The following is a 22,226-nucleotide window of genomic DNA, read 5'->3' as shown; positions in this document are numbered from 1 at the left end:
GGCGTCGGTGCCGCCCGAGACTTGCCGGGTGAGCGAACACCACACCCGAGCTGACCTGTTCCGATCCCTGCACACCCCCGGGACGCCGCTGGTCCTGGTCAACGCCTGGGACGCCGCGAGCGCCCGCATCGTGGCGGCCGCCGGCGTCCGCGCGGTGGCCACCACCAGCGCCGGCGTCGCCTGGAGCCTCGGCGCGGCCGACGGCGACGTCCTCGGCCGCGACGCGGCCGTCGACCTGGTCCGCCGGATCACCGCCGCCGTGTCGCTGCCGGTCACCGCGGACATCGAGTCCGGGTACGGGGCGACACCGGCGGAGGTCGGCGTGACCACCCGCGCCGTGCTCGGCGCCGGTGCCGTCGGCGTGAACGTCGAGGACGCCCGACGGGCAGCCGGCCCGCCGTTGCGCGACGTGCCCGACCAGTGCGCGCGGATCGCGGCGGTGCGCGGCGCGGCCGACGCGGCCGGCCTTGCGCTCTACGTCAACGCCCGGATCGACACGTTCCTCAGCGGTGCCGAGGACGTCGACGAGACGGTGGCGCGGGCCACCGCCTATCTCGCCGCCGGCGCGGACGGCATCTTCGTGCCCGGAGTGGTCGACCCGGAGACCATCCGCGCGCTGGTGCGGGCGGTGCCGGCGCCGCTGAACGTGCTCGCCGGGCCCGGTGCGCCCAGGGTGGGGGAGCTGGCCCGGCTGGGCGTGGCACGGGTGAGCCTCGGCTCGTCGGTGGCCGAGGCCGCGTACACGGTGGCCCGCCGGGCGGCCGACGAAGCCCTCGGCGCGGGCACGTACGGCGCGCTGGCGGACGCCCTCGACTACGGCACGCTCAACGCGCTGATGAAGTGAGCGGCGCCCGGGGTGTCACCCAGTGCGACGAGCCGGCCGCCTCATGTGAGGTGGCCGGCTCGGCAGGCGGAAGCCTCACAGCGGCGGGGCGATGTCCCGTCGCTCCTCGACCCGGCGGTACTCGACCGGCTGCTCGGTGCTGGTGACCACCGCGCTACGGCGACGACCCCAGATCACCGTGGTCATGATCAGGCCGAGCACACCGGCCCCCATCAGGATCCAGCCGACCACGTCGAGGTTGATGCCGCCGACGCTCGCGTCGAGCGCGAAGGTGAGGATCGCGCCGAGGGCGATCAGAAAGATGCTGGTGCCGATACCCACGACAGCCTCCTTAGGGGATGTGGTGTGCTGTCGAGGTCCTTCAGTACCCCGCCGTCGGGCAGCGCAACCGCCACCGCCGCAGGGTGCCGCGCCCACCGATCTTGGCATCGGGTAGGGTTTCACCCGTCGCCGGCGCTTGCCGGGGGCGTGCGGACGTAGCGCAGCTGGTAGCGCATCACCTTGCCAAGGTGAGGGTCGCGGGTTCGAATCCCGTCGTCCGCTCTCGATCCGTCATCTGGTTCTGGCGGAGACCACGGGCGATTGGCGCAGTGGGAGCGCGCTTCCTTGACACGGAAGAGGTCACTGGTTCAAACCCAGTATCGCCCACCATCCCTGAACGACCCGGTGGCCATTCCGGCCGGCCGTCGCGGCACCCTGACCGCTGATAGGTTCCCGCGGTGAGCGAGCGACTGCCCGGCGGCGGCGTCGAGCTGTCACCCGACGAGATCGAAGCCCTCCCCACCAGATGGTTGTCCTGCTGGACCCCGACAGAGGTCGCGCAGCGGTTGGCCGGGATCGACACGCCCTGGTACGTGGCCGCGGGCTGGGCGCTGGACCTGTTCCGCGGCAGGCAGACGCGCCCGCACGGGGACATCGAGATCGCAATTCCCGCCGCGAACTTCTCCCAGGTCGTCGATCGCTTCCCCGGATACGTCTTCGACGGGGCGGGCAGTGGCCGGATCTGGGAGGACGCGGCACCGGAGGTGCTGGCCGCCGTGCATCAGACGTGGCTGCGGGATCCGGCCACCGGCGACTACCTGCTGGACGTGTTCCGCGAGCCGCACGACGGTGACACCTGGATCTGCCGACGCGATGATGGGATCCGGCTCCCCTACCGCGACGTCATCCACCACACCCGGGACGGCATCCCGTACCTGGCGCCGGAACTGGTCCTGCTGTTCAAGGCCAAGCACGTACGCCGCAAGGACCAGGCAGACTTCGACGCCACCGTCCCCCATCTGAGGTCGACTCAGCGCAGGAGCCTGGCCGAGCTGCTCGCTCGCGCGCATCCGGGGCATCCCTGGCTCGCGGACCTGTGACCCCGCTGCCATCCGGGCCCGCCGCGGTGCGGTCGACAGCCGGTCGTTGGTTCTGCCCAGGGCAGATCCGCTGCTGGCGAACGCGGGTGCCGCCTGCCGTGGCGGTCGGCCGGGCTGGTCGGTGACGGTGTTCAACCGCGGTCTGCACGGTGCGGTGCCGCCCGGCGTACACCCGGCACGGCTGGCGGTGGGCCTGGACGCGCAGCGGGAGGCGGCACTGCCCGCCTGAACGTTGTCGCGCCGGTGGTGCCAGGGTCAGGCCGGCATCACCGGCAGCTCCAACACCTCGTCGACCGGGCGGCGTGGGGTGGGCCGGCCCGGCTGGCCGTACCCGATCCGCAGCACCATCTGCGGGGTGCCGAACCGGCCCAGCGACAGCCGCAACTGTTCCCGGGCGGTGGGCACCTCGATCGGTTGGGAGAGCAGCGACACGCTGAGCCCGGCGTCGGTGGCGGTGAGCAGCAGCCGTTGCAGCGCCTGCCCGGCGACCACCTGGTCCACGGCGGTGTTGCCCACCGAACCGAGCACGCCCACCAACGGCTCCGGTTCGAAGTCCCGCCCCGGTGCCCGGTCGCGGCCGCCGAAGCCGCGCGTCGGCAGCACGTCCTGCGGTTCGCCCTGCGGGCCGCCGGCCGAGGCGGGTACGCCGTCCGGCGCGGGCTCCCGGCGCAGCCACTCCTCGCGTTCGGCCCGGTAGGCGGGGTCGCGCTCCAGCACCCGGTGCGCGCTGTGGGCGATCTCGCCGAACGCCGCCACCGCGCTGACCCCGACCAGCAGCTCCAGCCAGCAATCCTCGGCGCGGGCCGCCTCACCGAGCCGCCACCGTGCGTCGGCCGGCACCGGGTCCGGCCAGAACGGCATCCGGTTGCTGAACCGGCGGGGGATGGCCGCGTGCAGGCGCTGCTCGGTGGGGGTGGGCCGACGCGGAACGTCCGGCACCAGCCGGGCCAACAGGTCCGGCTCGGCCGGGTCGGGACGCAGTCGTACCCGGGCCGGAACGCCGGCCACGGCCAGCGCGACGCGCAGGTTGAACAGGGCCGCGCCGCAGCCGATCCGTACCCCCCACCCGCTCGGGTCGGTCGCCGGCAGCCGGCGGGCCTGGTCAACCAGCACCTCGATCCCGCCGTCGCGCAGGCGCAGCCGCCACGGCTGGGTGTTGTGCAACGACGGCGCCCGGACCGCGTCCACGGCGGCGGCCCGCAGGTGGGCCGCGGTGTAGCCGACGTCCATGGCGGTGCTCCTCTCGGTTCGGGCCGGTCCACGAGACGCGCGGCCGGCGCACCCCCACGGTCCGCCCACCGGGTGGGTGGCGAGCAGGGCCGGACGTCCCGACCAGTCGGGTCCGACCGCCCGCGAACTCCGGCCCGTCCTGGTCGGGACCTTCGGCCCGTGCGGCGGGGCGCCGGCACCTGTAGAAACGAGGGATGATCCGCGTGTTCCTCCTCGACGACCATGAGGTCGTCCGCCGTGGCCTGGCCGACCTGCTGCAGAGCAGCGGCGACATCGAGGTGGTCGGCGAGTCCGGCTCCGCGCAGGAGGCGGCCCGCCGCATTCCCGCGCTGCGGCCCGACGTGGCGATCCTCGACGCCCGGCTGCCCGACGGCAACGGCATCGACGTGTGCCGCGACGTCCGGGCCGTCGACTCGTCCATCAAGGGCCTCATCCTCACCTCGTACGAGGACGACGAGGCGCTGTTCGCCGCGATCATGGCGGGCGCCGCCGGGTACGTGCTCAAGCAGATCCGCGGCACCGACCTGGTCGACGCGGTGCGCCGGGTGGCGGCCGGGCAGTCGCTGCTCGACCCGGCGATCACCACCCGGGTGCTGGAACGCATCCGCAACGGTGTCGAGCAGCCACGCGAGCTGAAGTCGCTCACCGAGCAGGAACGGCGGATCCTGGAGTACGTGGCGGAGGGGCTGACCAACCGGGAGATCGCCGGGAAGATGTTCCTGGCCGAGAAGACGGTGAAGAACTACGTGTCCAGCGTGCTGGCCAAGCTGGGCCTGGAACGCCGTACGCAGGCCGCCGTCCTGGCGACCCGCCTGCTCGGCAAGTCCACCTGACCCGACCCGCTCAGTCGCGCAGCGGAACGGTCCAGCACAGCTCGGTGCCGTGCGGCTCGACCCGGCCGACCGTGAAGATGCCGCCGTGGCCCTCGGCGCGTTCCCGCAGGTTGACCAGGCCGCCCCGGGCGGCGGCCGGGTCGCAGCCCACCCCGTCGTCGGTGACAGTCACGCTCACCTGCCCGCCGTCGACCCGCACGGCGACGGAGACCCGGCTGGCCTGCGCGTGGCGGACCGCGTTCGACAACGCCTCGCGCAGCACGGCGGTGAGGTCCGGGCGGACGGCGTCCGGGACGGCGCTGTCCACCGGGCCGGTCAGCTCCAGGTGCGGTTTGAAGCCCAGCGACTCGGCGGCCAACTCGACCGCCTCGCGGATCTCGGTGCGCAGCGCTGCGGTCATCGGGGTGCGCAGCTCGAAGATGGTCCGGCGGATGTCGCGGATGGTGGCGTCCAGGTCGTCGACGGCCGCGTTGATCCGCTTGGCGACCTCGGGGCGGGTCATCATCGGCGCGGCGCTCTGCAGTTGCAGACCGGTGGCGAAGAGCCGCTGGATCACCACGTCGTGCAGGTCGCGGGCGATCCGCTCGCGGTCCTCCAGGACCACCAGCAACTCCCGTTCCTCCTGACCGCGCGCCCGCTCCATGGCCAGCGCCGCCTGCCCGGCGAAGCTGCCCAGCAGGGCCACCTCGTCGTCGCTGGCGCCGCCGCCGCGTTCCGGCCGGTGCGCGACGACCAGCACACCGTGCAGCGTCTCCGCGGTGGCCAACGGTGAGATCACCGCAGGGCCGGTGCGCAGCAGCGCCGGCCACGGCGCGGCGTGGCCGAGGTCGTCCACCTGATCGTGGCGGCCCTCGGCGATCGCCGTTCCGAAGCTGGTGTCGGCCGCCGGCAGGACCGCGCCGACCAACCCGCGGGCCTGCTCGTCGACGCCGTCGACCACCTCGACGGTGAACTGCTCGGCGTCGGTGTCGTAGAGCAGCACCAGCGCCAGCTCCGCCTCGGCCACCTCGCGGGCGCGGCGCGCGACCAGGGCCAGCGCGTCGGTGCGGCGCACCTCGCCGAGCAGCACCGAGGTGATCTCGGCGGTCGCGGCGAGCCAGCGTTCCCGTCGGTGCGCCAGGGCGTACAGGCGGGCGTTCTCGATGGCCACGCCGGCGGCGGCGGCGAGCGCGACGACGATCTCCTCGTCGTCCTCGGTGAACTGCGCGCCACCCTGCTTCTCGGCCAGGTACAGGTTGCCGAACACCTGGTCCCGGATACGCACCGGCACGCCAAGGAAGCTGTGCATCGGCGGGTGGTTCGCCGGGAAGCCGTAGGAGCGGGGATGCTGGGTGATGTCCGGCATCCGCAGCGGCCGGGGGTCGTCGATGAGCAGGCCCAGCACGCCCCGCCCGTGCGGCAGGTCGCCGATCTGCGCGTGCTGCTCGGGCGTGATGCCGTGCACGATGAAGTCGTGCAGCAGCCGGTCCGGGCCGATCACGCCCAACGCGCCGTACCGGGCGCCCACCAGCTCCGAGGCGGACTGCACGATGCGTTGCAGAGTGGTCCGCAGATCCAGGTTGGTGCCGATGCCGACCACCGCGTCGAGCAGGGCACGCAGCCGCTCCCGGCTGGTGACCACCTCACCGACCCGGTCCAGCATCTCCTGGAGCAGTTCGTCGAGGCGTACCCGGGACAGCGGGCTCAACCCGAGCGACGGGGTCACCGGCGATTCCTGGCGGGGGTGCGGGGGGCTGCTCGTCACCCGGCGATGGTAGCGCCGCGGATTTCCTGGCCAGGCCCCTCAGCCCTGCTCGCCGCGGACCGTGGAGGTGTCGACCACCTGCTCGGTGGTCAGTCGCGGGGTGTGCGGCGGGCCGGCGTGCGCCGGGTCGGCGATCCCCAGACGCAGCACCAGGTACGGGTAGCTGAGCCCCGCGAGCAGCTGACGCAGGGTCTGCCGGGTGCCCGGCACCTCCACCACGGCGCTGAGCGGCACCACCGACACACCGAGGCGGGTGGCGGTCAGCCAACCGGCGGAGAGCGCCTCGCCGGCACGCAGCCAGCTGTCCGGTTCGTCCTCGTCGCCGTGCAGCAGCGCGTACACCGCGGCGCGGTCGTGACCCGGACCCACCGGCAGGCTGCCGGGGCGGCCGAAGTCGCGGGCCGGCACGGTGGTCTGGGGGAGCTGCTCGGGCAGCACCTCCGCCGGCAGCCCGGTGCCGGTGCCGGCCCGGCCCGTCCAGTACGCCAGTTCGGCACGCAGCTCCGGATCTTCGGACTCGACCGTGTCGGCGTGCCCGGCCGTGGCGGCCAGCTCCAGCACCTGGTCGCGGTCGAGGATCTGCAACCGGCCGCCCTCGGTGGTGACCGCCCGGCTGATCTGCTCGACCGCGGCGGTCGGCACCGGCTCGTCGCTCACCGGCCGTCGGTCGGTGTGCCGGACCTGCATGCACTGCACCATGCGCATGGCGTCCGGGTCGGCGTCGGTGCGGCTCAGGTCGGTCAGCCGGGCCAGCAGCTCGCGGTCGCCCGGGTCGGGCAGCCGCTCCACGACCGCGCGCCACCCCTGCGCGGCCAGCGCCACCCGGGCGTGGTGCAGGGCGGCGCCGCAGCTGATCGCGAGGAGCCGACCCTCCGGGTCGGTGGCGGCCAGTTGCCGGTCGGCGACCGAGCGCAGCTCCAACGCGTCGGGGAGCACCCGCCACCGCCATGGCTGGGTGTTGTGCACCGAGGGGGCGTGGCCGGCGGTGGCGGCGGCCTCCGCCAGCGCGGTGGTCAGCTGGCTCTCCTGACTCATGGTCACGACCTTTCCGTCTCTGCCCATCGTGCCTCACGACGCGATGCCGTGCGGGACTTGCCGCACCATCCTGTGCCATCCGGCGTCGACCCACACGGGTCGCAGGTCCCGACCCGGCCGGGACGTTGCGCCTGCCCACCTGGCCGGCGAAACACCCGTGTGGGGCCACCGGCCGGCTGCGGGCTGCGACGATGCGCAGGTGGGGGCGGCGGAGTCGACCGAGTGCGTGCCGGAGCGGCCGGCCCGGCTCCGCGTACGGCGATGGTGGGCGTGGACGCCGCTGGTCGCGCTCGGGATCGCGGTGCTGGCCGGTGCGGCACTGCGGATCGCCGACCGGCCGGCAGCGGCCGACCTGATCTGGGCGGCCGTCACGGTGGCCGCGCTGCTGCCCGCCGCCTGGTCGATGCTGCGGGCGCTGTGGCACCGGCGGTTCGGCGTGGACGTGATCGCCGTGCTGGCCCTGGCCGGCGCGCTCGCGGTGGGCGAGTACCTGGCCGGGGCGGTGATCGCGGTGATGCTGGCGACCGGCCGGTCCCTGGAGTCGTACGCGCAGCGCCGCGCCACCCGAGACCTGCGGGCGTTGCTGGCGCGCGCCCCGCGTACCGCCCGTCGGCGTGGCCCGGGCGGCGCGATCGAGGTGGTGCCGTTGGACCAGGTGGCGGTGGCGGATCGGCTGCTCGTCGGGCCGGGTGACGTGGTGCCGGTCGACGGGACCCTCGACGAGGCGGCCACCCTGGACGAGTCGGTGGTGACCGGGGAGTCGCGCCTGGTCCAGCGGGCCGCCGGGGAGTCGGTGGCCAGCGGCGTGGTCAACGCCGGCGCCGGGTTCGGGATGCGGGCGACGAAGAACGCGGCGCAGAGCACCTACGCCGGGATCGTGCGACTGGCCGAGGAGGCGACCGCCCACCGGGCGCCGATGGTCCGGCTTGCCGATCGGTACGCCGCCGCTTTCGTTCCGTTCACGCTGGTCCTGGCCGGGCTGGCGTGGCTGCTCTCCGGCGACGTGGTGCGGGCGGTGGCGGTGCTGGTGGTGGCCACTCCCTGTCCGCTGCTGCTGGCCACCCCGATCGCGATCGTCTCCGGGCTGTCCCGGGCGGCCCGGCGTGGGGTGCTGGTCCGCGACGGTGGCGCGCTGGAACTGCTCGGCCGGGCCCGTACCCTGCTGGTGGACAAGACCGGCACGCTCACCGCCGGCCACCCCCGTGCCGCCGAGACGGTCGTCGCTCCGGGTGGCGACCGGGACGAGGTGCTGCGGCTGGCGGCGTCGGTGGAGCAGTTGTCACCGCACGTGCTGGCCGCCGCGCTGGTCCGGCAGGCCCGCGAGCGGGGGTTGGCGCTGACCGAGCCGACCGACGTGACCGAGGAGCCGGGCCGGGGGGTCAGCGGCCGGGTCGACGGGCGGCTGATCCGGGTCGGGCAGCTCCGCGGCGAGCCGCCGGTGTGGGCGGACCGGGCCCGAGCCCGCACCGAGTTGGCCGGCTGGTCGGCGGTGTGGGTCAGCGACGACGACGGGCCGCTCGGCGCGATCCTGCTGGAGGATCCGGTGCGCCCCGACGCCCGCCGGACCGTACGCCGGCTGCGCGCGGCGGGGCTGCGACGGATCGTGCTGGTCACCGGCGACCGTCCATCCACCGCCGCGCAGGTCGCCGCGATGGTCGGTGTGGACGACGTCCTGGCCCGCTGCACGCCGGGGGAGAAGGTGGCCCGGGTCCGGGCGGAGGCCGATCGCGCGGTCACCGTGATGGTCGGCGACGGGGTGAACGACGCGCCGGCGCTGGCCGAGGCGCACGTGGGCGTCGCCATGGGCGCGACCGGCGCGACCGCCTCGGCGGACGTGGCCGACGCCGTGCTCACCGTGGACCGGCTGGACCGGCTCGCCGACGCGGTGGAGATCGCCCGGTACGCCCGTCGCATCGCCGCGCAGAGCGCCACCGTCGGGATGGGGCTGGCCGTGCTGGCGATGGTCGCGGCGGCGGCCGGTCGACTGCCCCCGGTGGTCGGAGCGTTCCTCCAGGAGGGCATCGACGTGCTGGTCATCCTCAACGCGTTGCGGGCCCTGCGGGGCGGACTGAACCGAGGCGACATCGCACCGCGTACGCGGGAGCTGCTCGCCCGGTTCGACGTGGAGCACGAGGCGGTCCGGGGCGTGCTGGCCGGGCTGCGCGACACCGCCGACCTGGTCGCCACGGACCCGACCTCGCCGAGGTGCCTGCCGGCGCTGCGCGAGACGCACCACCGGTTGACCGACCGGGTGCTGCCGCACGAGGCCGCCGAGGAACAGCAGCTCTATCCGGCGCTGGCCGAGCCACTGGGCAGCGGCGAGGCGACCTCGACGATGAGCCGGGCCCACGTGGAGATCCGCCGCCAGGTCGACCTGCTCGGCACCCAGCTCGCGCAGAGCGCCGACGGTCGGTTGCGTCCGGACCAGGTGCCCGACCTGCTGGCCACCCTGTACGGCCTGGACGCCGTGCTGCGCCTGCACCTGGCCCAGGAAGAGGAGGAGTTCTTCTCCCTGGACCCGTCCGATCCGGCGGCCGAGCGGCGGTGAACCGCGAGCCCGACCGGTCTCAGCGTTCCCGGACCACCGCGACCGGGCAGTGGGCGTGCTGGATCAGCTGCTGGCTGACCGAGCCGAGCAGCATGCCGGCCAACCCACCCCGGCCCCGGGTGGCGACCACCACCAACCGCGCGTCGCGGCTCGCCTCGATCAGCATCGTCGCCGGGCTGCCCGGCACCAGGTCGACTGTGACGTCCAGCTCGGCGAACGTCCGCCGCCACGGCTCCACCGTCTCCTCGATCGCGGCCTGCTCGTCGGGCACCCCGGCCGGCCCGCCGGGGCCCGGTGTCCAGGCGTGCAGGACACGCAGCGGAACCTGCCGCTGCGCGGCCCGCTCCGCCGCGAAGCCCAGCGCCACCTGCGACGGCTCCGAGCCGTCCACGCCGACCGCCACCGGGCCGGGCGACGTGTCGCTCGGGGCGTCGCCGTCGCGGACCACGACGACCGGGCAGCGCGCGTGCGCGGCGACCGCCACCGCCGTCGACCCGGCCAGCAGGCCACCGAACCCGCCGTGCCCCCTGCTGCCGAGCACCAGCATCCCGGCCTCGGCCGAACGTTCCTGCAACACCAGGGCCGGCGGCCCGTCGTACACCTGGCCGGTGATCGTCAGCCCGGGGTTCGCGGCCGTGGCGTCCGCCGCCGCCCTGCGGACCAGGTCCTCGACCTGCCGCCGGGCGGTGTCGTCCGGCCAGACGCCGGGCGCCACGCCCGGGCCCACCCAGCCGGCCACCGTCAGCCACTCGAACACGTACGCCAGTCGCACCGGCTGCCCGCTGTGCCGAGCCTCGTCCAGCGCCCAGTCCAGGGCCCTCGACGCGTCGGTGGAGCCGTCGTAGCCGACCAGGATCTCCGCGTCACGCACGTCGTCCTCCTCAGCGGTTCGTCGGGTCGGTCTCGCGGATCCAGCTCCACTCCGCGACCTGGGGGTCGTCCTCGCCGTACCGGCGGGTGTAGTCGCGGGCGGCCTGCCGGGCGTCGATCATCTCCTGGCGCAGGTGCGCGGCGCGGGCCGCCAGCCCGGGCACCCGGTCGATGACGTCGATGACCAGGTGGAAGCGGTCCAGGTCGTTGAGCATCACCATGTCGAACGGGGTGGTGGTGGTGCCCTCCTCCTTGTAGCCGCGCACGTGCAGGTTCTCGTGGTTGGTACGGCGGTAGGTGAGCCGGTGGATCAGCCACGGGTAGCCGTGGTACGCGAAGATGATCGGCCGGTCCGCGGTGAAGATGGTGTCGAACTCCTTGTCGGGCAGCCCGTGCGGATGCTCGGTGTCCGGCTGGAGCCGCATCAGGTCCACCACGTTTACCAGCCGCACCTTCAGCTCGGGCAGGTGCTGGCGCAGCAGTTCCACGGCGGCGAGGGTCTCCAGGGTGGGCACGTCGCCGCAGCAGGCGAGCACCACGTCCGGCTCGGTGCCCGCGTCGCTGCTGGCCCACTCCCAGATGCCCAGGCCGCGCCGGGTGTGCTGGATGGCCTCGGTCATCGTCAGCCAGTTCGGCGCCGGCTGCTTACCGGCCACCACCACGTTTATGTAGTGCCGGCTGCGCAGGCAGTGGTCCATCGTGGCGAGCAGGGTGTTCGCGTCCGGCGGCAGGTAGACCCGGACCACCTCGGCCTTCTTGTTGACCACGTGGTCGATGAAGCCGGGGTCCTGGTGGGAGAAGCCGTTGTGGTCCTGGCGCCAGACGTGGCTGGACAGCAGGTAGTTCAGCGAGGCGATCGGCTGCCGCCACGGAATGGCCCGGGTCACCTTCAGCCACTTGGCGTGCTGGTTGAGCATCGAGTCGACGATGTGGATGAACGCCTCGTAGCTGGTGAACACACCGTGCCGACCGGTCAGCAGGTAGCCCTCCAGCCATCCCTGGCACAGGTGCTCGGAGAGCACCTCCATCACCCGGCCGTCGGGGGAGAGGTGGTCGTCGCCGGGCACCGTCTCGGCCACCCAGGCCCGGTCGGTCACCTCGAAGGCGGCGCCCAACCGGTTGGAGGCGACCTCGTCGGGGCCGAACAGCCGGAACGTCTCCGGGTTGGCGGCGATGACGTCGCGGATCCACGGGCCGAGCACCCCTGTCGCGCCGGCCATCGGCTGACCCGGCTCGGGGACCTCCACGCCGTAGTCGCGGAAGTCGGGCAGGGCCAGGTCGCGCAGCACCACCCCGCCGTTGGTGACCGGGTTGGCGCTCATCCGCCGATCGCCGCGCGGCGGCAGCGTGCGCAACTCGTCCACCGGCGCGCCGGTGGCGTCGAACAGCTCCTCGGGCCGGTAGCTGCGCAGCCACTGCTCCAGCGCGGCCAGGTGCGCCGGATTGTCGCGAACCCCCGACAGCGGCACCTGGTGGGCCCGGTAGGTGCCCTCCACCTGCTTGCCGTCGACCTCGCCGGGGCCGGTCCAGCCCTTCGGCGTCCGCAGGACGATCATCGGCCAGCGGGGACGTTCGACGACGCCCCCGGTGCGCGCCCGGCTCTGGATCGCCGCGATCTCGTCCAGCGTTCGGTCCATCGTCGCGGCGAGCGTGCGGTGCACCTCGGTCGGGTCGTCGCCGGCCACCACGTACGGCTGGTAGCCCGACCCGCGCATCAGGTCGAGCAGGTCGGCCTCGGGGATCCGGGACAGCACGGTCGGATTCGCGATCTTGTAGCCGTTGAGGTGCAGGATGGGCAGCACCGCGCCGTCGCGGGCCGGGTTGAGGAACACGTTGGAGAGCCAGCTGCCGGCCAGCGGACCGGTCTCCGCCTCGCCGTCGCCGATCACGCAGGCCACCACGAGGTCCGGGTGGTCGAACGCGGCGCCGTACGCGTGACTCAACGCGTACCCCAGCTCGCCGCCCTCATGGATCGAACCCGGCACGTCCGCCGCGACGTGGCTGGGGATGCCGCCGGGGAACGAGAACTGCCGGAACAGTTCGGCCATCCCCGCCTCGTCGCGCGCCACGCCGTGGTAGCGCTCGGACCAGGTGCCCTCCAGCCAGGTGTTGGCCACGATGGCCGGGCCGCCGTGCCCGGGGCCGGTGACCAGCATGGCGTTCAGGTCGCGCGCCACGATCACCCGGTTGAGGTGGGCGTAGATCAGGTTGAGCCCGGGGCTGGTGCCCCAGTGGCCGAGCAGCCGTGGCTTGATGTCGTCCGGGGTCAGGGGGTCGCGCAGCAGGGGGTTGCCCAGCAGGTAGATCTGCCCGACGGTGAGGTAGTTCGCGGCGCGCCAGTAGGCGTCCAGCCGGCGCAGCTCGTCGTCGGTGAGGGCGCGGTGCACGTCGAGAGCGGTGTCCATGATGCTGCCTCTCGCGGGTCGGGATGGGCGTCCGGCGTCCAGCTTCGCGGCTGGCGGCGCCCCGGATCAGGGCCGTTGGTCCCGCGTCGGGCGGGCGTCGGGCCCGGTGAGCGGCTTCGTGGCGAGGCCTCGCACGACGACCACCGGGGCCGGGGAGTGGTAGAGCAGGGACTGGGCGACAGCGCCCAACATGGCTCGGCCCGGTTCGTCGCCCCGGGCCGCGACCAGCGCCATCTGCGCCGAGCGGGACGTCTCGACGAGCACCGCGCCGGGATCGCCGTGCTCGACCCGGCACTCGGTCACCACCCCGGGGCGGTCGGCGGTGTGCCGGTCCAGCGCCTCGGTGAGCTGCTCGGCGACCGCGTCGGTGTCCTCGTCGTGCTCCACCACCCGCATGGCCAGGAGCCGGGCGCCGCGCTGGGCGGCGCAGTCCAGGGCCCATCGCAGGGCGAGGTGGGAGCTGGGTGAGCCGTCCACGCCGACCAGCACGGGACCCTGCGGCGGTGGCTCGCGGCGGACCGTCAGCAGCGGGCAGCCGGCCCGGGCCGCCAACTGCACCGCTGGCGTCTCGGCCGGTACGCACTGGCCGCTGCCGGCCATGCCGCTGTCGCCGACCGCCAACAGGAAGGCCGCCTCCGAGCGCCGGATGAGGGTCATCAGCATGGCGCTCTCGATGATCTCGCCGCGTACGGTCAGCCCCGGCTCGGTCTGGTGGGCGAGTTGGGCGGCCTGCGCGATCAGCTGCTCGGCCCATTCCCGGGGTGCGGCGACGGTGTCGGCGGCGAAGGCGGCGTGCCAGTCGAAGGTGTGCAGCAGGTGCAGTGCCCGGCCGTGCCCGGCGGCCTCCAGCGCCGCCTGCTGGACGACCGGGAGATCGCGCTCCGAGCCGAGGCCGACCAGCACCTCCGCGTCGGCGGATGCGGTCATCCGACATCACCTCCCGGGCGTCGCGCCCGGCACGACCACGCTGTCCCTGACTGAGGGTAGTCGGATGGATACGACAGCGGGCCGATTCACCTGGGCCTCGTCAACCGGGGTTGACATGAGTGGTGCTGTCAACGTATGTTGACGGCATGAGTCAGGCGACGGAACTCGCGGCGGCAGCCGGCAGCACCGACCCTCGGGTCGGGCTGCGCGCCGTCCGCGCGCTGCGCCGGCTGCTCGAGCGGCTCGAGGTGGTCCAGGTGGACAACGCCCGTCGACAGGGCTGGTCCTGGCAGGAGATCGCCGACGCGCTCGAGGTCAGCCGGCAGGCGGTGCACAAGAAGCACGCCGGACGACCGGCGGCCAACTCATCCTGGGAGGCGTGATGTTCGAACGGTTCACCGACCGGGCGCGCGACGTGGTGCGGCGGGCGCTGGAGGAGGCACGGGCCGAGGGGCAGCGACCGGTCGGCACCGAGCACCTGCTGCTCGCCCTGCTCGCCGACGAGGCCGGCCTGGCCAGCCGCGTGCTGACCGACGCCGGGGTGCGCGCCGACGACCTGCGCGAACGGGTACGCCGGCACACCGCCAGCGGCGGCGCCGGCCTCGGCGACGCCGACGCGGCCGCCCTGCGGGAGATCGGCATCGACCTGGCCGCGATCGTGGCCCGCATCGAGGAGTCCTTCGGCCCGGACGCGCTGCGCGAGGCCGTACCCGCGCCGCGCCGCCGCTGGAGGCGCAAGAGGTACCTGGGCGGGCCGTTCTCACCCCGTTCGAAGAAGGCCCTGGAGCTGTCCCTGCGGGAGGCGCTGCGCCTGCGTCACAAGCACATCGGCACCGAGCACATCCTGCTGGGCGTGCTCCGCGAGGGCCACGGGCTGGGCGCGCAGGTGCTCACCGAGTTCGGCGTCGACCTCGACGATCTGCGCCGCCGGGTGGAGAGCGCCCTGCGAACCGCCGCCTGACCGGCCGCCAACGCGTTGAAACCTGTCTGTGGCACTTCCGACGCCGGGCGTTCATGGGCTCGCTGAAGCCGTCCGGGTGCTGCACACTGGCGCCGTGGATCCTGGACAGGACAGACGACCCTCGGGCGGCGACGGTGGGCTGCGCTCCGCCGTGGTGGTCAACCCGGTGAAGGTCGACGATCTCGACGAGCTGCGACGCACCGTCGACGACGCCCTGGCCGCCGCCGGCTGGCCGGCGCCGCAGTGGTACGAGACGACAGTCGACGACCCGGGCCGCGGCCAGACCGAGCAGGCCGTCAAGGACGGGGTCGACCTGGTCTTCGCCTGCGGTGGCGACGGCACCGTGATGTCCTGCGTCAGCGCGCTCGTCGGCACCGACGTGGCCCTCGCCGTGCTGCCGCAGGGCACCGGCAATTTGCTCGCCGCCAACCTGGGCCTCTCCACCGACCTGGCCGCCGGTCTCCAGGTCGCCGTCGAGCGGGGCCGCCGGCTGCTCGACGTCGGCGCGGTCGAGGACCGCTACTTCACCGTGATGGCCGGCATGGGCTTCGACGCCCAGATGCTCGAAGCCACAAACGAGACCACCAAGGCCCGCATCGGCTGGCCGGCGTACGTGGTGGGCGCCGTCCGGCACCTGCGCGACCGGCCGATGCGGGTGCAGATCCGCATCGACGACCGGCCACCGGTACGCCGCCGGGCCCGCTCGGTCCTGATCGCCAACGTCGGCCGGCTCCAGGGCGGCGTACGGCTGCTCACCGAGGCCGAGCCGGACGACGGCTGGCTCGACGTCGCGGTGCTCACCCCGCGCAGCCTGCGGCACTGGCTCGCGCTGGGCTGGGCGGTGATCCGCCGCAGCGGCGAGGTGCCCCAGATGGAGGTGTTCCGCGGCCGCAGCGTGGTGGTCACCAGCAACCGGGCGCAGCCCCGCGAGCTCGACGGCGACCTCATCTCCCCGGGCCGGCAACTGCGGGCGGACATCCGGCCTGAGTCGCTCTGGCTCTGCGTCCCGCAGCCCGAGGACGCCCCCGACCTGGCCGTCGACGCACAGGGCGCCGGGGAGCGGGGCGAGCAGCTGATCGAGGAAGCGCGCCGTGAGTAGCACCCGGATCGTGCCGGAGACCCGGCTGATGGCCAACGAGGAGCTGTCCGCCGACGACGCCTGGCTCACACTGCGCCGCCAGGGCGGCTGGCACCTGCTGCGCGACGCCTTCATCCGGTTCCGCTACGGCGACGGGTTCAGCCACTCCCGGGCCTTCGCGTTGCAGCTCTGCCTCGCCGTGGTGCCGTTCCTGATCGCTCTGACCGGGCTGATCAGCGAGCTGGGCGTCGAGGAGGGCGGCCAGGTGGTGGCCGACACCGTGCTGGCGCTCACCCCCGGCCAGAGCGCCGAGATGGTCGGCGAGCTGCTCGGTGAGGGCGAACGCGTCGAGGACGCCGGAGAGCTGGCGCTTACCCTCGGTCTGCTCACGGGTCTGGTCGCGCTGACCACCACGATGGCCCAGATCGAGCGGGGCGCCAACCGCATCTACGGCGTCGAGCGGGACCGCCCGGCCTTATGGAAATATCTCCGGGCCGCCGTGCTGGCCGTCACCGCCGGTCTGCCCGCGCTGGCCGGCTTCCTGATCCTCGTCGGCGGCGGCGCGATGGGTGACTCGGTGCGCGAGCACTACGAGTGGGGCGAGGTCGCCAACGCCATCTGGAACGTGGTCCGTTTCCCGCTGAGCCTCGGGTTGACCGTGCTCGCCGTGGCCGTGCTGTTCCGGCACGCGCCGCGCCGCAACCAGCCCGGCCTGTCCTGGCTGTTGTTCGGCGCCGGCATCGCCACCGCCCTGTGGTGGCTGGCCAGTCTGCTGCTCGCCGCGTACGTGCGGTTCAGCGACGGCTTCGGGCAGACCTACGGCGCGTTGACCGGCATGATGGCGCTGCTGCTCTGGGCCAACCTGACCGGGATGGCGCTCTTCGGTGGGCTGGCGTTCGCCGCCCAGTTGGAGGCGCTGCGCATCGGCGTGCAGGAGCCCGCCCAGCCGGACCGGTGGGAGCCCGACACCGACCGCGGCGAGCTGCTCGACACCGGGGACATGTCCGCGCTGTAGCGGTCCCCCCGCGTGTACGCACGACGCGGATCGGGTAATGCGCCTCGCCAGAGACGACAAGGGAGGTGCGGGGTGACCGCGGTCAAAGAGGTGGCGCGGCGTCCGATCGGTCATTTCGCCGAACGGAGCATCGCCGGCCTGGCGGCCGTCACCGGCGTCGGGGTGGCCTTCGGGCTGCTGTTGCTGCTCGTCCGGGTGCGGTGGAGTCCGTTGCAGGACGCCGACCATGCCGTCGCCGAATGGTTCAACGGGCTCGTCGCCCCGCACCACGCCCTCGTCACCGTGCTCCAGGCGGTGACCGACCTGGGCGGCCGGCCGATTCTCATCTGGTTGGTCACCATCGCGGTCGTCGGGCTGCTGATCCGGCGGCAGCCCCGACTGGCCGTCTATCTGATCATCACCGGGGTCGGCGGTCTGATCCTCGACCCGTCGCTCAAGACGCTTGTCGGTCGGCTCCGCCCGATCGTGGACGTGCCGATCGCCAGCGCCCCGGGCAACAGCTTCCCCAGCGGGCATGCGCTCGGCTCGTTCGTCGCGTACGGGGCGCTGCTGCTGGTGTTCCTGCCGGCGATGGCGCCTCGTTGGCGTAAGCCGGCGATCGTCGGCGTCGGGGTGCTCGTGGCGTTGATCGGCCTGACCCGGATCGCGCTGGGCGTGCACTTCGTCTCCGACGTGTTCGGCGGCTGGCTGCTCGGCGCGGTGTGGCTGGGCGTCACCGCGTACGCCTTCCGGCTGTGGCGGCGCGAGCGGGGCCGGCCGGTGCCGTCGCTGAGCGAGGGTCTGGAGCCGGAGGCCGGGCACGACATCGCCCCCGCCCCGGCCGAGGAGCACGTGCTGGCCCATCCGCGTTCGGCGGTGGCCGAGCTGCTGGTCGGCTGGGTGCTCGTGTTCGGCGCGCTGTACGGCTTCGGCATGTACGTCAGCTACCACGCCAAGGGCACCTTCTTCGACACCCTCGACACGGAGGTGCCGCGCTGGTTCGCCGAGCGGCACACCGAGGTGCTGACCGAGGTGAGCTGGTGGTGGAGCAAGTTCGGCGACACCCACGCGATCCTGCTCATCTCGCTGGTGTTCTGCCCGCTGGTGCTGGCGGTGTGGCGGCGCTGGCGGCCGGTGCTGTTCGTGGCGCTGGCGATGGTCGGCGAGCTGACCCTCTTCCTCGCCTCGGCGCGGGCGGTCGACCGCCCGCGCCCGCCGGTGGAGAACCTGGACGGGCAGATGCCCACCTCGTCGTTCCCGTCCGGGCACATCGCGGCGACGATCTGCGTCTGGCTGGCCATCACCCTCATCGTGTTCCCCCGTACCGACCGCTGGTGGCGGTGGATCTTCGTGGCGCTGGCCGTGATCATGCCGGTCGGTGTGGCCACCTCGCGGATGTACCGGGGCATGCACCACCCGACCGACTTCATGGGCGCGATCCTGCTCTCCGCGCTCTGGATCGGGCTGCTCTATTTGGTTGTCCGCCCGAATGCCGACCTGAAGGAGGGCAACCAGCCGGCCATCGAGTCGGAGGACGTGGACACCCTCGACGATGAGCTGGCGCGGGCCGGCCGGGCCGACTGAGCGCCGCGCCGTGGTGCGCGTGATGACCTGGAACATCCGTACCGGCGGCCGGGACCGTGGCGGCCCCGACCGGTTGGATCAGGTGGTCCGGGTCGTCACCGAGCAGGCGCCGGACGTGCTGGCCCTTGAGGAGCTGCGTGGCTTCGACCGCGACGGGCTGATGGCCACCGTGGCGGGCCGGGTGGGGATGACGCCCCACCTGGCCCGGTCCTGCTTCGGGCAGCCGGTGGCGGTGCTGGTCCGGCCGCCGTACCGGGTCGTCGACGCGGGACCGGTGCGCCGGCCGTTCCACCACGCCGCCGCCCGCGCCGTGGTGGCCACCTCCGCCGGTCCGCTGACCGTGGTGGGCGCCCACCTCTACCCGTACTCCGGTGGGCGCCGGCGGATGGAGGTGGACTGGCTGGTGTCGGCCGTACGACGCGCGCCGGGGCCCCTGACGCTGATCACCGGCGATCTCAACTCGCTCGACCCGACCGTGGACCACACCGCACGGCTGGCCGGGATGCCCGTCCTGTACCGGCGGCGGCACCTGCGACGGGCCGGCGGGACGGTGGACACCCGTGCCATCGCCCGGTTGCTGGCCGCCGGGCTGGTCGACCTCTGGCCCGCGTCCGCTCCCGGGGCGCCGGAGGCCGAGGGGCTGACCGTGCCCACCCGGTTCGGCGGGGCCGAGTTCGCCGGCATGCGCCTGGACTACCTGTTCGGCAGCCCCGCGCTGGCCGAACGCGTCAGTGACTGTCGGGTGATCCGTGGCGGGGCGGCCGACACCGCCTCGGACCACTATCCGTTGCTGGCCGAACTGGACCTGGACCCCACTCCACGTGAGGTGTTCAACGCCCCGGGCGTGCGTCGCTGAACACCCCACTCTCGGCGGTGCTCAGAGCACCAGGTTGAGCAGGACGGTCAGCACCACCGAGGCGACGATCGAGAAGAGGATCATCAGGAGGCAGCCGAGGCCACCGCCGAGGGGGCGGATCTCCGTGTTGCCGAAGCGCATGGGTTCACCTTTTCGTCAGGGTGGGGGCGAGGAGGTGGCGGATCGCGTCGGCGACCGCCGTCGGGGCAGTGGTGAGCACGTTGTGCGCGGCGCCGGGGACGACCACCAGGTCGGCGTTCGCCAGCCGGGCCGCCTCGTTTCGCCAACCGGCCGGCGCGACCGGGTCACGACGTCCGGCGACGACGAGGGTCGGCGCGGTGACCCGGACCAGATCGGCCTCGATCGCGTTCCGCGCCGAGTGCGACAGCGTCGCGAGGACCCGCCAGGGCCGGGCGTTCGACACGTCCCGCAGGACCACCGGCGGCGCCCCGGTGCCGGGGTCCTCGCTTCTCCGGGTGTGGCTGCGCAGGCCGTCGACGAGCCGCCATTCGCTTACCAGTCCGGCGGCCGGCCGGGGCGCGGCCATCGCGAGGCGCAGCTCGGTCCGCCCGAACCGGCCGGCGGGGGTCAACCTCACAGTTGCCGCAGCCGGGGCAGCAGTTGCTCCTGCGCCCAGTCCAGGAACATCGGTTGGGTCTCCCCGCCGACCTGGATGATCGCCACGTGGGTGAAGCCGGCGTCGACGAACCTGCGGAACGCCTCGACGTGCGCGTCGATGTCCGGGCCGCAGGGGATGCCCTCGGCGACGTCCTCCTCCCGGACGAACTGGGTCGCGGCGGCGAAGGAGTCCGGGCCGGGCAGGTCGGCGTTGACCTTCCAGCCCAGCCCGAACCAGCGGAACTGGTCGTGCACGATCTTGCGGCACTCCGCCTCGTCCGGGCCGTAGCAGATGGCCACCTGCCCGTAACGGGGCTGGCCGGCGCCGCCGGCGTCGTCGTACATCTCGATGATGTGGCGGTCGGGCTCGGTGGCGATGATGCCGTTGCCGTACTCGGCGGCCAGCGTGGCGGACTGTCGACCGGACGCGGCGACGGCCATCGGCACCGGACGCTCGGGGCGGTCCCAGACGTACGCGTCGGGCACGTCGAAGTGGTTGCCGGAGAAGGTCAGCGTCTCGCCGTTGAGCAGCGGCCGGATGATCTGCAACGCCTCCTCGAACATCTCGTGGCGTTGCTGCACGTGCGGCCACCCGCCGACCACGTGCTCGTTCAGGTTCTCGCCCGCACCGAGGCCGAGGGTGAAGCGTCCGTCGGAGAGTGCGCCGATCGTGCTTGCCTTCTGCGCCACGACGGCCGGGTGGTAGCGGCGGATCGGGCAGGTCACGAACGACATCAGCTCCGCGCGGGAGGTGGCGTGGGCGACCGCGCCGAGCACCGACCAGGCGTACGGGGAGTGGCCCTGCGAATCCAGCCAGGGGTAGTAGTGGTCGGACATCACGAGCTGGTCGAAGCCGGCGGCCTCGGCGCGTACCGCGTGGTCGACCAACTGCTTGGGACCGGCCTGTTCGCCCATCAGGGTGTAGCCGACGCTGACCATCCTGGTTTCCCCTTCCACCGACGGATCATTCCCGGGATACCCAGGTCGGCAGCCCTCAACCCTCGCGTCCGGTTCGTGGGCGACGGTGCTTGACGGATGACGGCGACCTGCCTACCGTCGCTCTTAACCGGTTAAGACCGGTTGCGGCGCGCATCCTGTGGTGGGGGTGATCGCCCCGTGACGGCCTGCGCTCGCGTGGGCCGTCACGGCTGTGCGGGGCCGCCTGTGGTCACTGAACCGGTTGCGCGGGTCGACCCATCGTCCTACGCTGATGCCTGCGCCGCCGGGAGCCGAGCGGTGGCTGCCGGGCTGCAGCCGCCTCCCCCCTGTCACGTCCCACCCCTGTCGGGCACCGGGGGTCCTTTCTGAGGAAGGCCATGAAGACTCGACTCTCCGCCGCCGGCGCCGCGCTGCTGGCGCTGCTCGTCGCGGTGCTGGCGTTCGGCCAGCCGGCCCGCGCCGCCGCCGGTTTCACAGTCGCCAACGGCAAGTTGTACGACGCCAACGGCACCGAATTCATCATGCGCGGGGTCAACCACGCGCACACCTGGTACCCGCAGCAGACCAGCTCGTTCGCCGACGTGAAGGCGCTCGGCGCGAACACCGTGCGGGTGGTGCTCTCCAGCGGCGACAGGTGGACCCGCAACACAAACGCGGACGTCGCGAACGTCATCTCGCTGTGCAAGGCCAACCGGTTGATCTGCGTGCTCGAGGTGCACGACACCACCGGGTACGGCGAGCAGAGCGGCGCGATCACCCTCGCCCGCGCGGTCGACTACTGGATCAGCCTGGCCGACGTCCTCGCCGGCCAGGAGAAGTACGTCATCGTCAACATCGGCAACGAGCCGTACGGCAACCAGAACTACGGCTCCTGGGCCACCGACAACGCGGCGGCGATCAAGCGGCTGCGCGCCGCCGGGCTGACCCACACGATCATGGTGGACGCGCCGAACTGGGGGCAGGACTGGTCGTTCACCATGCGCGACAACGCCGCCTCGGTCTTCGCCGCCGACCCGGCCCGCAACACGGTCTTCTCCATCCACATGTACGGGGTGTTCGACACCGCCGCGGAGATCAGCGACTACCTGGGCCGGTTCCGGGCCGCCGGGCTGCCCATCGTGGTCGGTGAGTTCGGGTTCAACCACTCCGACGGCGACCCCGACGAGGACACCATCCTCGCCTACAGCCAGGCCAACGGGATCGGCTGGCTGGGCTGGTCGTGGAGCGGCAACGGCGGTGGCGTCGAATACCTCGACCTGGCCACGTCCTTCAACCCGGCCAACCTGACCACCTGGGGTCAGCGGCTCTTCAACGGCGCCAACGGCATCCGGCAGACCGCCCGGGAGGCAAGCGTCTTCTCCGGTACCCCGCCGCCGACCACCCCGCCGCCCACCACGAC

Annotated in this window: 21 protein-coding genes and 2 tRNA genes; 14 read left to right on the top strand and 9 right to left on the bottom strand. The window is 73.2% G+C overall.

Annotation, left to right across the window (positions count from 1 at the left end; all coding sequences use genetic code 11):
• The first annotated feature begins 28 nt into the window (after positions 1-28).
• Positions 29-844, top strand: a complete 816-nt coding sequence (locus FHG89_RS11930) for an isocitrate lyase/PEP mutase family protein (RefSeq protein ID WP_139584447.1) — start codon at positions 29-31, stop codon at positions 842-844.
• A gap of 75 nt (positions 845-919) precedes the next feature.
• Here FHG89_RS11930 and FHG89_RS11925 read toward each other — a convergent pair whose 3' ends face one another.
• Complete coding sequence (locus FHG89_RS11925) at positions 920-1,165, bottom strand: DUF6458 family protein (protein WP_139584446.1); 246 nt, start codon at positions 1,163-1,165, stop codon at positions 920-922.
• 149 nt (positions 1,166-1,314) lie between these two features.
• On the opposite strand from FHG89_RS11925, the gene FHG89_RS11920 reads away from it, so the two are divergent.
• The 4 genes from FHG89_RS11920 to FHG89_RS11905 all read left to right on the top strand — a co-directional run bounded on the left by FHG89_RS11920 (position 1,315) and on the right by FHG89_RS11905 (position 2,434).
• Positions 1,315-1,387 (top strand) — tRNA-Gly (locus FHG89_RS11920).
• 33 nt (positions 1,388-1,420) lie between these two features.
• Positions 1,421-1,495 (top strand) — tRNA-Val (locus FHG89_RS11915).
• A gap of 68 nt (positions 1,496-1,563) precedes the next feature.
• Positions 1,564-2,205: a nucleotidyltransferase domain-containing protein gene (locus FHG89_RS11910; RefSeq protein WP_139584445.1), complete on the top strand. Its 642-nt coding sequence runs from the start codon at positions 1,564-1,566 to the stop codon at positions 2,203-2,205.
• A gap of 46 nt (positions 2,206-2,251) precedes the next feature.
• Positions 2,252-2,434 (top strand): hypothetical protein, encoded by a 183-nt coding sequence (locus FHG89_RS11905; protein WP_139584444.1) that lies wholly within the window; start codon positions 2,252-2,254, stop codon positions 2,432-2,434.
• Between the two features lie 26 nt (positions 2,435-2,460).
• On the opposite strand, the gene FHG89_RS11900 is transcribed toward FHG89_RS11905, so the two are convergent.
• On the bottom strand, positions 2,461-3,435 hold the full coding sequence (locus FHG89_RS11900) for an Acg family FMN-binding oxidoreductase (protein ID WP_139584443.1): 975 nt from the start codon (positions 3,433-3,435) through the stop codon (positions 2,461-2,463).
• A gap of 194 nt (positions 3,436-3,629) precedes the next feature.
• Here FHG89_RS11900 and FHG89_RS11895 point away from each other — a divergent pair, with 194 nt between their 5' ends.
• Positions 3,630-4,268: a response regulator gene (locus FHG89_RS11895; RefSeq protein ID WP_139584442.1), complete on the top strand. Its 639-nt coding sequence runs from the start codon at positions 3,630-3,632 to the stop codon at positions 4,266-4,268.
• Positions 4,269-4,278: 10 nt separating this feature from the next.
• On the opposite strand, the gene FHG89_RS11890 is transcribed toward FHG89_RS11895, so the two are convergent.
• Both FHG89_RS11890 and FHG89_RS11885 read right to left on the bottom strand, forming a co-directional pair.
• Positions 4,279-5,955: a sensor histidine kinase gene (locus tag FHG89_RS11890; protein ID WP_139584476.1), complete on the bottom strand. Its 1,677-nt coding sequence runs from the start codon at positions 5,953-5,955 to the stop codon at positions 4,279-4,281.
• Between the two features lie 96 nt (positions 5,956-6,051).
• Positions 6,052-7,047, bottom strand: coding sequence for an Acg family FMN-binding oxidoreductase (locus tag FHG89_RS11885; RefSeq protein WP_139584441.1), 996 nt, complete (start codon positions 7,045-7,047; stop codon positions 6,052-6,054).
• A 199-nt stretch (positions 7,048-7,246) separates the two neighbouring features.
• Between FHG89_RS11885 and FHG89_RS11880 the strand changes: the two genes are divergently transcribed.
• The gene (locus FHG89_RS11880; RefSeq protein WP_341874254.1) at positions 7,247-9,595 is read left to right on the top strand and encodes a heavy metal translocating P-type ATPase; all 2,349 of its coding nucleotides are present in this window, start codon (positions 7,247-7,249) and stop codon (positions 9,593-9,595) included.
• A 19-nt stretch (positions 9,596-9,614) separates the two neighbouring features.
• Here FHG89_RS11880 and FHG89_RS11875 read toward each other — a convergent pair whose 3' ends face one another.
• From FHG89_RS11875 to FHG89_RS11865, 3 genes are all read right to left on the bottom strand, one after another.
• Complete coding sequence (locus FHG89_RS11875) at positions 9,615-10,466, bottom strand: universal stress protein (protein WP_139584439.1); 852 nt, start codon at positions 10,464-10,466, stop codon at positions 9,615-9,617.
• A gap of 10 nt (positions 10,467-10,476) precedes the next feature.
• Positions 10,477-12,870 (bottom strand): phosphoketolase family protein, encoded by a 2,394-nt coding sequence (locus FHG89_RS11870; RefSeq protein WP_139584438.1) that lies wholly within the window; start codon positions 12,868-12,870, stop codon positions 10,477-10,479.
• A gap of 66 nt (positions 12,871-12,936) precedes the next feature.
• Positions 12,937-13,797 (bottom strand): universal stress protein, encoded by an 861-nt coding sequence (locus FHG89_RS11865; protein ID WP_139584437.1) that lies wholly within the window; start codon positions 13,795-13,797, stop codon positions 12,937-12,939.
• A 146-nt stretch (positions 13,798-13,943) separates the two neighbouring features.
• Here FHG89_RS11865 and FHG89_RS11860 point away from each other — a divergent pair, with 146 nt between their 5' ends.
• From FHG89_RS11860 to FHG89_RS11835, 6 genes are all read left to right on the top strand, one after another.
• On the top strand, positions 13,944-14,180 hold the full coding sequence (locus FHG89_RS11860) for an HTH domain-containing protein (protein WP_139584436.1): 237 nt from the start codon (positions 13,944-13,946) through the stop codon (positions 14,178-14,180).
• Complete coding sequence (locus FHG89_RS11855) at positions 14,180-14,758, top strand: Clp protease N-terminal domain-containing protein (protein WP_139584435.1); 579 nt, start codon at positions 14,180-14,182, stop codon at positions 14,756-14,758. Before FHG89_RS11860 ends, FHG89_RS11855 begins: the two co-directional genes overlap by 1 nt.
• Positions 14,759-14,852: 94 nt before the next feature.
• On the top strand, positions 14,853-15,857 hold the full coding sequence (locus tag FHG89_RS11850; RefSeq protein ID WP_139584434.1) for a diacylglycerol/lipid kinase family protein: 1,005 nt from the start codon (positions 14,853-14,855) through the stop codon (positions 15,855-15,857).
• Positions 15,850-16,851 (top strand): YihY/virulence factor BrkB family protein, encoded by a 1,002-nt coding sequence (locus FHG89_RS11845; protein ID WP_139584433.1) that lies wholly within the window; start codon positions 15,850-15,852, stop codon positions 16,849-16,851. The genes FHG89_RS11850 and FHG89_RS11845 overlap by 8 nt, the downstream gene beginning before the upstream one ends.
• Positions 16,852-16,923: 72 nt before the next feature.
• Positions 16,924-18,414 (top strand): phosphatase PAP2 family protein, encoded by a 1,491-nt coding sequence (locus tag FHG89_RS11840; protein ID WP_139584432.1) that lies wholly within the window; start codon positions 16,924-16,926, stop codon positions 18,412-18,414.
• Between the two features lie 10 nt (positions 18,415-18,424).
• Complete coding sequence (locus tag FHG89_RS11835; RefSeq protein ID WP_139584475.1) at positions 18,425-19,270, top strand: endonuclease/exonuclease/phosphatase family protein; 846 nt, start codon at positions 18,425-18,427, stop codon at positions 19,268-19,270.
• 145 nt (positions 19,271-19,415) lie between these two features.
• On the opposite strand, the gene FHG89_RS11830 is transcribed toward FHG89_RS11835, so the two are convergent.
• Complete coding sequence (locus FHG89_RS11830) at positions 19,416-19,868, bottom strand: alpha/beta fold hydrolase (RefSeq protein ID WP_139584431.1); 453 nt, start codon at positions 19,866-19,868, stop codon at positions 19,416-19,418.
• Positions 19,865-20,827, bottom strand: a complete 963-nt coding sequence (locus tag FHG89_RS11825; RefSeq protein ID WP_139584474.1) for a TIGR03557 family F420-dependent LLM class oxidoreductase — start codon at positions 20,825-20,827, stop codon at positions 19,865-19,867. Before FHG89_RS11825 ends, FHG89_RS11830 begins: the two co-directional genes overlap by 4 nt.
• Before the next feature lie 377 nt (positions 20,828-21,204).
• Between FHG89_RS11825 and FHG89_RS11820 the strand changes: the two genes are divergently transcribed.
• Positions 21,205-22,226, top strand: a 1,022-nt coding sequence (locus FHG89_RS11820; RefSeq protein WP_139584430.1) for a glycoside hydrolase family 5 protein, incomplete at its 3' end; no start/stop codon positions are given.

Source organism: Micromonospora orduensis, from assembly GCF_006228125.1.
Lineage (GTDB): Bacteria > Actinomycetota > Actinomycetes > Mycobacteriales > Micromonosporaceae > Micromonospora > Micromonospora orduensis.
This window is presented reverse-complemented; position numbering and strand designations above follow the sequence as displayed.

Bases quoted from the DNA above. Each gene is read 5' to 3' on its own strand.
- FHG89_RS11900 (WP_139584443.1), bottom strand. From the start codon at position 3,435: ATGGACGTCGGCTACACCGCGGCCCACCTGCGGGCCGCCGCCGTGGAC.
- FHG89_RS11895 (WP_139584442.1), top strand. From the start codon at position 3,630: ATGATCCGCGTGTTCCTCCTCGACGACCATGAGGTCGTCCGCCGTGGC.
- FHG89_RS11885 (WP_139584441.1), bottom strand. From the start codon at position 7,047: ATGAGTCAGGAGAGCCAGCTGACCACCGCGCTGGCGGAGGCCGCCGCC.
- FHG89_RS11870 (WP_139584438.1), bottom strand. From the start codon at position 12,870: ATGGACACCGCTCTCGACGTGCACCGCGCCCTCACCGACGACGAGCTG.
- FHG89_RS11865 (WP_139584437.1), bottom strand. From the start codon at position 13,797: ATGACCGCATCCGCCGACGCGGAGGTGCTGGTCGGCCTCGGCTCGGAG.
- FHG89_RS11860 (WP_139584436.1), top strand. From the start codon at position 13,944: ATGAGTCAGGCGACGGAACTCGCGGCGGCAGCCGGCAGCACCGACCCT.
- FHG89_RS11855 (WP_139584435.1), top strand. From the start codon at position 14,180: ATGTTCGAACGGTTCACCGACCGGGCGCGCGACGTGGTGCGGCGGGCG.
- FHG89_RS11825 (WP_139584474.1), bottom strand. From the start codon at position 20,827: ATGGTCAGCGTCGGCTACACCCTGATGGGCGAACAGGCCGGTCCCAAG.